This window comes from Actinomycetes bacterium, from assembly GCA_036510875.1.
GTDB lineage: Bacteria > Actinomycetota > Actinomycetes > Prado026 > Prado026 > DATCDE01.
In genome coordinates, this window is record DATCDE010000197.1 from 1 (window position 1) to 12,018 (window position 12,018).

Sequence of the window (12,018 nt, forward strand, 5' to 3'; positions counted from 1 at the left end):
CGCGACGTGCAGCGGCGCAAGAACGCACTCGAGTCCTCGGCGCTGCCGGCGAAGCTCGCCGACTGCCGCAGCGACGACGTCGCGCGCAGCGAGCTGTTCATCGTGGAGGGCGACAGCGCGCTGGGCACCGCGAAGGTGGCCCGCGACAGCGAGTACCAGGCGCTGCTGCCGATCCGCGGCAAGATCCTCAACGTGCAGAAGGCGTCCCCGTCGGACCTGTTCAAGAACGCCGAGTGCGCGGCGATCATCCAGGTCATCGGGGCCGGCTCGGGGCGCACCTTCGACCTGGAGGCCGCGCGGTACGGCAAGGTCATCGTGATGACCGACGCCGACATCGACGGTGCGCACATCCGCACCCTGCTGCTCACCCTGGTCTTCCGCACCATGCGTCCGCTGCTGGAGTCCGGGCGGGTGTTCGCCGCCGTCCCGCCGCTGCACCGGGTCGAGGTCATCACCGGCGGCGGCAAGAAGAACGAGTATCTGTACACCTACTCCGACGCCGAGCTGCACCGGGTGCTGGCCGACCTGGAGCGCAGGGGCCGGCGGATTAAGGACCCGATCCAGCGCTACAAGGGCCTCGGCGAGATGGACGCCGGCCAGCTGCGCGAGACGACCATGGACCCGCGCCAGCGCACGCTGCGCCGGGTGACCCTGCCCGACGCCGAGGCCGCCGAGCGGATGTTCGAGCTGCTCATGGGCAACGACGTCGCCCCGCGGCGGGAGTTCATCATCGCCGGGGCCGACGCGCTCGACCGCAGCCGCATCGACGCCTGATCGCGCGGAACCGGTAGCCGGCGGCGGCCGGCGGCCCCTACGTTCGTCGCATGTGCTGTCTGCTGGCGGTCGGCTCGTTCATCGGCCCGCGCGTGGCGTTGATCCTCGCCTGGCTGTTCACCTCCGAGGTGGATCAGGCGTACTCCAGTTTCTGGGTGCCGTTCGTCGGGCTCATCCTGCTGCCCTGGACGACGCTGATGTACGCCCTGGCCTACGCGCCGGTCATCGGGGTCACCGGCTTCTGGGGGCCGGTCCTGGTCGTGCTCGGGCTGCTCGCGGACCTCAGCTCGTACGGGGCCGGGGCCCGGGCGCGGCGCTGACGGCACCGAGGACGGCGGTGTAGTCGGTCCCGCCGACCTCCTCGCCGGTGCAGCTCTCCCGGCGCGGCGCCAGCGGGGACGGCGTCACGGAGACGTCGACCGGGCCGTCCGGACCGTGCACCCGCCACTGCTCGTGGTCACCGGTGACGGTCAGCGCGTGCGGGCGCGCCGCCCCGGCCGCGGACAGCACGGCCAGCTCGGCGGCCTGCGCGGGGCGGGTCAGCGCTGTGCGGCCACGGCAGGCGCCCAGCGACAGCGCGGCGGCGTCCGGGCCGCCGTAGAGGAACCCGTCGGGCAGCGACAGGACGGTGGGTGCGAACCGGTGCCCGCCCAGGTGCGAGGACTCCCAGACCCGCCCCGGACGCCCCTGCGCGAGGGTTGCCACCGCCGGCCGGCCCAGCACCGCGCAGCAGGCGTCCCGGCGGGCGTTCGTGCAGACCAGCAGCAGCGGGTCGGGGTCCGGCGCGCCGAGGGCCGGCCGCTGCCCGGCGGCCAGCGCGGCGACGTCGAGGTCGAGCAGCCCGGCCGGGTCGTCGACGACCGCGTGCTGCAGCCATGGCTCGGCGTCCGGCCCGGTGTGCGCGAGCCACAGCTGCCGGGGGAACCGCTCGTGCTGGTCGGGGTGCGGCCCGGGACGCCGGATCAGCACGACGGTGACCGGCACCCCCGCGGTGCGCTCGGTCAGCGCGCGGCCGAGTGCCCGGTCGAGGTGGCTGTCCAGCAGCGCCTTGCGGCCCCACGGGCCGGGCTGCTCGAGGACCACCCAGGTGCGCACGTGCGGCGCGGTGGCCGCGAGGGGCTCACCCGTGGTGCGGGCCAGCTCGGAGCAGGCCGTCACCCGCCGGACCCAGCGGGCGCGGCCGACAGCGGGCCGGCCACGGCGGCCACCGGCTGGGCCAGCGCGGTTCCGGAGCCGTCCCGCCGCGGGTCGGGCCCGGGCAGGTCGGCCGGGGTCCCGGCGGCGGTGGCCGCCCGCGCCGGCGCGGGACCGACGTGAGCCAGCAGCAACGTGTCCTCCCCGCGCAGGAACCGCTGGCAGCGGACCCCGCCGGTGCCACGGCCCTTGCCCGGGTACAGGTCGTACGGCGTCACCTTGCCGGCGCCGGCCTCGGTGCCGGGCAGCGCGTCGGACGACCCGGCGATGGTCACGACCTGCGCGTCGACGCCGGGGGCGACGGCCCCGAAGAACACGGCCCGCTGCCCGTCGGCCAGCCGGATGCCGGCCATGCCGCCGGCCGGGCGGCCCTGGGGCCGCACCACGGACGCCGGGAAGTGCAGCAGCTGGGCGTCGGAGCTGACGAAGACGAGCTCCTCCTCGCCGGTGACCAGCTCGACCGCGCCGACCACCTGGTCGCCGTCGTCGAGCCGGATCACCTCGAAGCCGTCGCGGTTGGACGGGTAGTCGGGCAGCACCCGCTTGACGACACCCCGCTCGGTGCCGAGCGCCAGGCCGGTCGACTCGGGGTCGAGGGTGGCCAGGCACAGCGCCTTCTCGCCGGCGCCGAGGTCGAGCAGCGCGCCGAGCGGGACCCCACCGGCGAGGGTCGGCGCCGCCGAGGTCTGCGCCAGCGCCGGGAGGTCGAGCACCGACAGCCGCACCAGCCGGCCGCCGGAGGTGACCAGCCCGACCTCCCCGCGGGCAGTGGCCCGCACGATCGAGGTCACGACGTCGTGGTTGGCCCTGGGCCCGGCTGGGGGCAGCGGGCCGTCGGTCGTGGTCCGGGCCAGCAGGCCGGACGACGACAGCAGCACCCAGCACGGGTCGTCCGGCACCTCGAGCGGCGTCGCCGCCGCGGCCGCAGTCGGCTGGCCGGCCGACTCCAGCAGCACAGTGCGACGCGGGGTGGCGAACCTCTTGGCCACCTCGGCCAGCTCGTCGGAGACGGTCTGCCGCAGCATCGCCTCGTCGTCCAGCAAGGCGGTCAGCTCGGCGATGGTCCGCTGCAGCTCGTCCCGCTCGGTCTCCAGCTCGATCCGGCTGAACTTGGTGAGCCGGCGCAGCGGCATGTCCAGGATGTGGGTCGCCTGTACCTCGCTCAGGTCGAAGACCTGGATCAGCCGCTCCTTGGCCTGCGCCGCGTCGTCGGAGGAGCGGATCAGCGAGATGACTTCGTCGATGTCGAGGATGGCCACGAGCAGTCCTTCGACCAGGTGCAGCCGCTCCTCGGCCCGGCGACGGCGGTACGCCGAGCGCCTCCGGACGACGTCGAGCCGGTGCTCCACGTACACCCGCAGCAGCTCGACCAGGCCCAGCGTGCGCGGCTGGCCGTCGACCAGCGCGACGTTGTTGATCCCGAAGGTGTCCTCCATCGGGGTCAGCTTGTACAGCTGCTCGAGCACGGCTTCTGGCACGAAGCCGTTCTTCACCTCGATGACGACCCGCAGGCCGTTCCGGCCGTCGGACAGGTCGGTGAGGTCGGAGATCCCCTGCAGCCGCTTGGCCCGGACCAGCTCGGAGATCTTCTCCATGACCTTCTCGGGGCCGATGCTCAGCGGCAGCTCGGTCACCACGATGCCGCGCTTGCGCGGCGTCACGTTCTCGACCCGGGCGGTGGCCCGGATCCGGAACGACCCGCGGCCGCTCTCGTAGGCCTCGCGGACGCCGTCCAGCCCGACGATCATGCCGCCGGTGGGCAGGTCCGGGCCGGGCACGAACCGCATCAGGTCGTCGAGGCCGGCGGTGGGGTGCTTGATCAGGTGCCGGGCCGCGGCGATGACCTCGCCGAGGTTGTGGGGGGCCATGTTGGTGGCCATGCCCACGGCGATGCCGGAGGCACCGTTGACCAGCAGGTTGGGGAACGCCGCGGGCAGGACCTCCGGCTCCTTGAGCTGGCCGTCGTAGTTCGGCGCGAAGTCGACGACGTCCTCGTCGAGGGAGCCGGTGAGCAGCAGCGCGGCGGAGTCCAGCCGGCACTCGGTGTAGCGCATGGCCGCCGGGCCGTCGTCCAGCGAGCCGAAGTTGCCGTGCCCGTCGACGAGCGGCACCCGCATCGAGAACGGCTGGGCCATCCGCACGAGCGCGTCGTAGATCGCGCCGTCGCCGTGCGGGTGCAGCTTGCCCATGACCTCGCCGACGACCCGGGCGCTCTTGACGTGGCCCCGGTCGGGCCGCAGCCCCATGTCGGCCATCTGGTAGAGGATCCGCCGGTGCACCGGCTTGAGGCCGTCGCGAGCGTCCGGCAGCGCCCGGCTGTAGATGACCGAGTAGGCGTACTCGAGGAACGAGTCCTCCATCTCGGAGGAGACGTCGACGTCGAGGATCTTCTCATCGAAGTCGTCCGGGGGCGGGGTCTTGGTGGTGCGGCGGGCCATGCGGGCAGGACTCCTTGGGGACGGCGGCACGGCCATTGTCGCCGACGCCGCCGACTGCCCGGCGGAGCGACCCGCGTCGAGGTCAGCCGCGCAGCTCCGGGAAGTCCTCCTCGCGGTACTCCTGGGGCTCGCGGGACCCGGTGGACCGCTGCGTCTCCTGGGCCCTCAGGTCCACCCGGCGGATCTTCCCGGACACCGTCTTGGGCAGCTCGGCGAACTCCAGCCGGCGGACCCGCTTGTACGGCGCCAACGTCGCGCGGGCGTGCCGCAGGATCGCCAGCGCGGTCTCCCGGTCCGGCTGCCAGCCGGCCGCGAGGACGACGTACGCCTTGGGCACCGCCGTCCGCACCGGGTCGGGGGCCGGGACGACCGCGGCCTCGGCCACCGCGGGGTGCTCGACGAGGGCGCTCTCCAGCTCGAACGGCGAGATCCGGTAGTCGCTGGCCTTGAACACGTCGTCGCTACGGCCCACGTAGGTGATGTAGCCGTCGTCGTCCCGGCCGGCCACGTCGCCGGTGTGGTAGTACCCGCCGCGCATCGCCTCGTCGGTGCGGGCCGGGTCGTCGCGGTAGCCGACCATGAGGCCGACCGGGCGCTCAGGTGAGAGCGCCAGGCAGATCTCGCCCTCGGCGCCCGGCTCGCCCGTGACCACGTCGATCAGCTCGACCCGGTACCCGGGCAGCGGCCGGCCCATCGAGCCGGGCTTGAGCGGCTGTCCCGGCGGGTTGCCCACCTGTGCGGTGGTCTCGGTCTGGCCGAACCCGTCCCGCACGGTCAGCCCCCAGGCCGAGCGCACCTGCTCGATGACCTCGGGGTTGAGCGGCTCGCCGGCGGCCACCACCTCGCGCAGCTGGGTCTGCCACGTCGGCAGGTCCTCCTGCACGAGCATCCGCCACACGGTGGGCGGGGCGCAGAACGTCGTGACCCCGCAGCGCTGGACGACGTCGAGCATGGCCGGCGCGGCGAACCGCTGGTAGTTGAACACCAGCACGGTGGCACCGGCGTCCCACGGCGCGAACAGGTTGCTCCAGGCGTGCTTGGCCCAGCCGGGGGAGGACACGTTGAGGTGGACGTCGCCCGGCTGGATGCCGATCCAGTACATGGTCGACAGGTGGCCCACCGGGTAGCTCAGGTGCGTGTGCTCGACCAGCTTGGGCAGCGCCGTGGTCCCGGAGGTGAAGTAGAGCAGCAGCGTCTCGTCGGAGCGGGTCGCGACCTCGGGGGTGAAGCTGCCGAGGAACTGCGCCGAGTCGTCGTAGCGCAGCCAGCCCTGGACTGGCGGGCCGACCGCGATGCGGGTCCAGTCCCCGGCCACCTCGGCGAACCGCGGGGTGTTCTCGCTGCCGGTGACCACGTGCCGCACGTGTCCGCGGTGCACCCGGTCGGCCAGGTCGGCCGGGCCGAGCAAGGTGGTGGCCGGGATGACCACCGCGCCCAGCTCGATGGCTGCGAGCATGACCTCCCACAGCTCCAGCTGGTTGTCGAGCACCAGCAGGATCCGGTCACCGCGGTCCACGCCCTCGGACTGCAGCCAGCCGGCCACCTGGGCGGACCGGGCGGACATCTCGGCGAACGTGGTGCGGCTCTCGCTCCCGTCCTCCTCGACGATCCACAGCGCGACGGTGTCCGGCTGCTCCCTCGCCAGCGCGTCGAACCAGTCGAGCGCCCAGTTGAAGTGCTCGGGCCGCGGCGGGCGGTACCGGCGCAGGGCCTCGGCGTAGTCGGTGCGCAGGTCCAGCAGCAGGTCGCGGGCGGTGCGGAAGGTCTCGGTGGCTTCGCTGGTCGACATGTCCCCCACCTTTCGCCGGTCCGACCCCGCGATCAAGGGGTCTGCGCCAGGAGTGCCGTCGGCGTCGGTGGACGGGCCCCGGCCCGGGTCACCACGCGCGCCGCGATCGCGCACCCCGCGGTCAGCGCGTCGGCCGGCGCGGCGCCGGCCAGGTCGGCGGGCAGGAAGCCGGCCGCGAAGGCGTCGCCCGCGCCGGTGGTGTCGACCACGTCCACCGGCACGGCGGGCACCACGACCGGTGCTCCCGCGTCGCGGCCGCACCAGGCCGCGCCGTCGCCGCCGAGCTTCACCACGACCGCGGGGAACCACTGGGTGAGCGCGCGACCGGCGGCCAGCGGGTCGGCCAGCCCGGCCAGCAGGCAGGCCTCGTTCTCGTTGGCCAGCAGCACGTCGACGCCGTCCAGCCAGCCCATCACCCGCTCGACCCCGACGGCGCGCAGCGGGTCCACGGACGCCGGATCGACCGAGATGGTCATCCCGGCCGTCCTGGCCAGGGCGAGGGCGGCCAGGGCGGCAGCGCGGGACCCCTCGGTGAGCAGTGCGTACCCGGACAGGTGCAGGTGGTGGCCCGCCACGAACAGCTGCGGGGGCAGGTGCTCCGGGGCCAGGCCCGCGTTCGCCCCGGCGTCGGGGAACATCGACCGCTCGCCGTCCGGGGTGACCACGACCACGCAGGCGCCGGTGGCCCGCTTCGGGTCCAGGCCGACGTGGACGTCGACGCCGAGGTCACGCAGCTCGGCCACGGCCGCGCGACCGAGCAGGTCGTCGCCGGCCCGGCCGACGTAAGCGCCTGGGACGCCGGTGGCGGCCAGCCAGGCCACGGTGTTGGCCGCCGAACCGCCGCCGCTCACCCGGACCCTGGCCCGGGTGTCGTTCCCGCGCGACATCGGGCCGCTGGCCAGCGCGACGACGTCGGTCATCAGGTCGCCGAGAACGAGGATACGCGGCAGCCGCCCGGTCATCTCGCTCACGTCTGCAGCGGGGCCGGCGCGGCGGCCACCGCCACCTGCGCGGCCAGCGCCGCGTTGCGCAGCACGATGGTGATGTTCGCGGTCAGGCTGGCCCCCCGGGTCTGCCGGTGGAACCAGTCGAGCAGGAACGGCGTGACGTCCTTGCCGCGCACCCCGGCCGCCTCCGCCGCCGCCAGGCCGTCGGCGAGCACCGCGTCGTGGGTGACGACGTCGAGCGCCTCCTCGGGCGGCAGCGGGTTGGCCACGATGAGTGCCGAGCCGATCCGCAGGTCGCGCCGGGCCCGCATGACGGCGGCCACCTCCTCGGGCGTGTCCACCCGGAAGTCCAGCCCCTGGCCCGAGTCGCCCAGGTAGAAGCCGGGGAACCGGTCCGTGCCGAAGCCGAGCAGCCCGATGTTCAGCGTCTCCATCCGCTCGAGGGTTGCCGGCACGTCGAGGATCGACTTGACCCCCGCGCAGACGACCGTGATCGGGGTGCTGCCGAGCGTGGTGAGGTCGGCCGACTCGTCCCAGGAGGCCCGCGCGTCCCGGTGCACGCCGCCGAGGCCGCCCGTGGCGAACACCAAGATCCCGACCAGGTGGGCCAGGTGGCTCGTCGACGCGACCGTGGTGGCCCCGTTGCCCCCGCAGGCCACCAGCGAGCCCAGGTCTCGCACGGACACCTTGACGACGTCGTCGCAGGTGGCCAGCTGCTCGAGCTGCCCGTCGTCCAGGCCGACGCAGGCCTGCCCGCCCAGGATGGCGATGGTCGCGGGCACGGCCCCCTCGGTGCGGACCACCTGCTCGATCCGGCGGGCGATGCCCAGGTTGTCGGGGCGGGGCAGCCCGTGGCTGATCAGCGTCGACTCGAGGGCCACGACGGGGGCCCGGGCGGCCAGCGCGGCCGCGACCTCGGGGTGGACCCGCAGCGGGGCCGGTGCGGTGGTCATGTGTTGGAGCCTACCCACCCCCCATGATCGCCGTCTGCGGACCGAATCCGCCCCGGGACGGCGCATTCCTCCCGCTGACCGTGATCATGGAGAGTGGAGGCGGCAGCCGCTACGGTCGAGCGATGACCGACCCCGCGCTGGCCCGCGCCCACGAGCACGCCCTCGCCTGGCTGGACGGGCTGTCCGGCCGGCGGATCCCGGCCACCGCTGCCGTCGAGGAGGTGGCCGCCGCGCTCGGCGGCCCGCTTCCCGTCGGTCCCACCGACCCGGCGGCCGTCGTCGACCGGCTGGTGGCCGCGGCCACCCCGGGCCTGGCCGCACTGGACTCCGGGCGGTTCTTCGGCTTCGTCATCGGGGGAGCCCTGCCGGCCGCCCGCGCGGCGGACTGGCTGGCGCTGGCCTGGGACCAGAACGCCGGCCTGGCCACGGTCACCCCGGCCGCTACTGCGGCCGAGCAGGTCGCGTCCGGCTGGCTGCTCGACCTGCTCGGGCTGCCGGCCACGGCCTCCGTGGGCTTCGTCACCGGCGGGTCGATGGCGAACACCACCTGCCTGCTGGCCGCCCGGCACGCGGTGCTCGAGCGGGCCGGCTGGGACGTCGAGCAGCGGGGGCTGCAGGGCGCTCCGCGGGTCCGCGTCATCGTCCCCGAGGAGCGGCACGCGACGGTCGACGTGTCGCTGCGGTACATCGGGCTCGGCGTGGGCACGGCCCGGCGGGTGGCCTGCGACGACCAGGGCCGGATGCTGCTCGACGAGCTCGACGCTGCGCTGGCCGAGGCCGGCGGCGACCCGTGCATCGTCACCGCCCAGGCGGGCAACGTGAACACCGGCTGCTTCGACGCTCTCGGCCAGGTGGTCGAGCGGGCGCACCGGGCCGGTGCCTGGGTGCACGTGGACGGCGCCTTCGGGCTGTGGGCGGCCGCGTCGCCCCGGTTCGCGCACCTGGTGGACGGCCACGCCGGCGCGGACTCCTGGGCCACCGACGCGCACAAGTGGCTCAACGTGCCCTACGACAGCGGGCTGGCCATCGTGGCCGACCCGGTGGCGCACCGGGCGGCGCTGGGCGTCACGGCGGCCTACCTGATCAAGGTCGACGGGCCGACCGACCCGATGGACCTGGTGCCGGAGTTCTCCCGCCGGGCCCGCGGGTTCGCGGTGTGGGCGGCGCTGCGCTCGCTCGGGCGTAGCGGGGTGATCGACCTGGTGGAGCGGCTGTGCGACCGGGCCGACCGGTTCGCCGCGGGCATGCGGGACACCCCGGGCGCGGAGGTGCTCAACGAGGTGGTGCTCAACCAGGTGCTGACCCGCTTCGACGGCTCGGACGCCGTCACCCGCGCCGTGGTCGACGGCGTGCTGGCCGACGGCACGGTCTATCTCAGCCCGACGGTGTTCCGCGGCCAGACGGGTGTGCGCTGCTCGGTGAGCAACTGGGCCACCACCGACGCGGACGTCGACGCCGCCGTGGCCGCCGTCCGCCGGGCCCTGACCACCTCCCGCTCACAGTGATCACGGAGAGTCGGCGGGGCGGCGCAGACTAGCCTGCACCTCGTGGAAATGCCGTACCCCTCGCACTGGGAGGCCGACGTCGTCCTGCGTGACGGCGGGACCGCTCACCTGCGCCCGATCCGCGCCGCCGACGCGGACCTGCTGCGTGAGTTCCACCGCCGGCTGTCCCCGGAGACGATCTACTTCCGGTTCTTCGCCCCCTACCCGGTGCTCAGCGACCGGGACGTCACACGGTTCACGGTCGTCGACTACGACCAGAGGGCCGCGATCGTGGCGACCGTCGGCGGGTCCATCGTGGGCGTCGTCCGCTACGACCAGGTCAAGCCGGCCGAGGCCGAGGTGGCCTTCGTGATCCGGGACGACTACCAGGGCCGTGGGCTCGGCTCGGTGCTCCTCGAGCACATCGCGGCGGCCGCCCGCGAGCGAGGGGTGCGGCGGTTCGTCGCCGAGGTGCTGCCCGCGAACAACCGGATGCTCGAGGTGTTCCGGCAGGCCGGCTACGCCCCGCACACCTCGATGGAGGACGGCTACCTCCTGATGGAGTTCACCATCGAGCCGACCGAGCTGTCCCGGGCGGTGATGGAGGCACGCGAGCACCGGGCCGAGGCGCACTCGGTCGAGCGGCTGCTCGCGCCGAGGTCGGTGGCCGTGGTGGGGGCCAGCGAGCGGCCGGACTCGGCGGGGGAGACCCTCGTCCGCAACCTGTTGGACAGCGGCTTCCAGGGCGAGGTCTACGCGGTCAACCCCTCCGCCGACGGTGCCATCCGCGGGCTGCCCACCTATGCCCGGGTCAGCGACATCCCCGGGGACGTCGACCTCGCGCTGGTCGCCGTGCCGGCCGCCGCCGTCGTTGACGTCGCCGACGACTGCGCGGCGAAGGGCGTGCTCGGCCTGGTCGTCGTCTCGTCCGGGTTCGCCGAGGTCGGAGGTGACGGACGGCAGTTGCAACGGACCCTGGTGACGCGGGCCCGGGCCAACGGGATGCGGGTGATCGGGCCGAACTGCCTCGGGGTGCTCAACACCGACCCGGCTGTGTCGCTCAACGCGTCGCTGTCGCCGGTGATGCCCGGCCGGGGGCGGATCGGCTTCTTCAGCCAGTCCGGCGCGCTGGGCGTGGCCCTGCTCGAGACGATCGTGTCCCGGGGTCTGGGGCTGTCCACCTTCGTCTCGGCCGGCAACCGGGCGGACGTCAGCGGCAACGACCTGATCCAGTATTGGGAGGACGACCCGGCGACCGACGTGCTGCTGCTGTACCTGGAGTCCATCGGCAACCCGCGCAAGTTCAGCCGGATCGCCCGCCGGACCTCCCGGTCCAAGCCGATCGTGGCGGTGAAGTCCGGCCGGTCCTCCCAGGGCATCCCGCTCGGGCACACCGTCCGGGCCACCCGGCTGCCCCCGGCCGCGGTCGACGAGGTGTTCCACCAGTCCGGGGTCATCCAGGTGGAGACGCTCAGCGAGCTGTTCGACGTCGCGATGCAGCTCAGCTTCCAGCCGCTGCCGCGGGGCCGCCGGGTGAGCATCATCGGCAACTCCGACGCGCTCGCCGTGCTCGCGGCGGATGCGGCGACCGCGCGCGGACTGCAGCTGGTGGGGGAGCCGCACACGTTCCGCCCGGGCGCCAGCCCCGCCGAGTTCGGCAAGGTGCTCGCCGCCGTCGTCGACGACCCCGCCGTGGACTCGGTCGTCGTGCTGTTCGTGCCCCCGCTGAACGCTTCCGGCCAGAACGTGGCCCGCGAGATCGGGCAGGTGGCCGGCCGGGCGACCAAGCCGATCGTGGCGACCGTGCTCGCCGTCGAGGGAGCCGCCGAGCTGCTGCGCCGGGTCAGCCCGGACGGCGTCCCGGTCGTGGGCTCGGTGCCCGCGTACGCCTCGGTCGAGGACGCCGTGCGGGCGCTGGCCGCGGTGACGTCGTACGCCCAGTGGCGCCGGACCCCCCGCGGGGAGGTGCCCGAGCTGGCCGACATCGACCAGGAGGCGGCGCGGGACGTCGTCGAGGCGGAGCTCATGCGCTCGGTCGAGGGCTGCGAGCTGTCCGGGACCGCGCTGACCGAGCTGCTGCGGCTGTACGGGGTGAACCTGTGGCCGACCGAACCGGCGGCGACTGCCGACGCGGCGGCCGAGGCGGCCGACCGGCTGGGGTACCCGGTCGTGCTCAAGGCCAGCGCACCGCACCTGATGCACCGCACCGACCTGGGCGGGGTCCGGCTCGAGCTCGGCTCGGAGTCCGCCGTCCGGCGGGCCTACGAGCAGTTCCTGGACACCTTCGGTCCGCAGATCGCCGACGAGCTGGTGGTCCAGCGGATGGCCGGGCGGGGGGTGGCCTGCGTGGTGGAGACCTCGGAGGACGCGTTGTTCGGGCCGGTCGTCTCGTTCGGCATCGGCGGGGTGGTCACCGAGCTGGTCGAGGACCGCGGCTAC

General features: G+C 74.2%; 9 protein-coding genes. 4 read left to right on the forward strand and 5 right to left on the reverse strand.

From position 1 onward, the window contains the following. Together VIM19_11570 and VIM19_11575 are read left to right on the forward strand one after the other, a co-directional pair. Window positions 1–774: toprim domain-containing protein (locus VIM19_11570; protein HEY5185515.1), on the forward strand; the 774-nt coding region annotated here is incomplete at its 5' end. 50 nt (window positions 775–824) lie between these two features. Further along, entirely contained in the window at window positions 825–1,094 is a 270-nt protein-coding gene (locus VIM19_11575; GenBank protein ID HEY5185516.1) for a hypothetical protein, read from the forward strand. On the opposite strand, the gene VIM19_11580 is transcribed toward VIM19_11575, so the two are convergent. The 5 genes from VIM19_11580 to VIM19_11600 form a co-directional block, all read right to left on the reverse strand. Beyond that, complete coding sequence (locus VIM19_11580) at window positions 1,057–1,932, reverse strand: sucrase ferredoxin (protein ID HEY5185517.1); 876 nt, start codon at window positions 1,930–1,932, stop codon at window positions 1,057–1,059. The two genes, VIM19_11575 and VIM19_11580, sit on opposite strands and share 38 nt — an antisense overlap. Continuing rightward, window positions 1,929–4,406 (reverse strand): DNA topoisomerase IV subunit A, encoded by a 2,478-nt coding sequence (locus VIM19_11585; GenBank protein HEY5185518.1) that lies wholly within the window; start codon window positions 4,404–4,406, stop codon window positions 1,929–1,931. Before VIM19_11585 ends, VIM19_11580 begins: the two co-directional genes overlap by 4 nt. 82 nt (window positions 4,407–4,488) lie before the next feature. Next, window positions 4,489–6,195, reverse strand: a complete 1,707-nt coding sequence (locus VIM19_11590; GenBank protein HEY5185519.1) for an AMP-binding protein — start codon at window positions 6,193–6,195, stop codon at window positions 4,489–4,491. Between the two features lie 32 nt (window positions 6,196–6,227). After that, the gene (locus tag VIM19_11595; protein HEY5185520.1) at window positions 6,228–7,157 is read right to left on the reverse strand and encodes a sugar kinase; all 930 of its coding nucleotides are present in this window, start codon (window positions 7,155–7,157) and stop codon (window positions 6,228–6,230) included. Window positions 7,158–7,162: 5 nt separating this feature from the next. After that, complete coding sequence (locus VIM19_11600; protein HEY5185521.1) at window positions 7,163–8,095, reverse strand: pseudouridine-5'-phosphate glycosidase; 933 nt, start codon at window positions 8,093–8,095, stop codon at window positions 7,163–7,165. A gap of 122 nt (window positions 8,096–8,217) precedes the next feature. Between VIM19_11600 and VIM19_11605 the strand changes: the two genes are divergently transcribed. Together VIM19_11605 and VIM19_11610 are read left to right on the forward strand one after the other, a co-directional pair. Next, window positions 8,218–9,600, forward strand: a complete 1,383-nt coding sequence (locus VIM19_11605) for a pyridoxal-dependent decarboxylase (protein HEY5185522.1) — start codon at window positions 8,218–8,220, stop codon at window positions 9,598–9,600. Window positions 9,601–9,648: 48 nt separating this feature from the next. After that, window positions 9,649–12,018 (forward strand): GNAT family N-acetyltransferase (locus tag VIM19_11610; protein ID HEY5185523.1); only part of this gene is annotated, 2,370 nt, incomplete at its 3' end.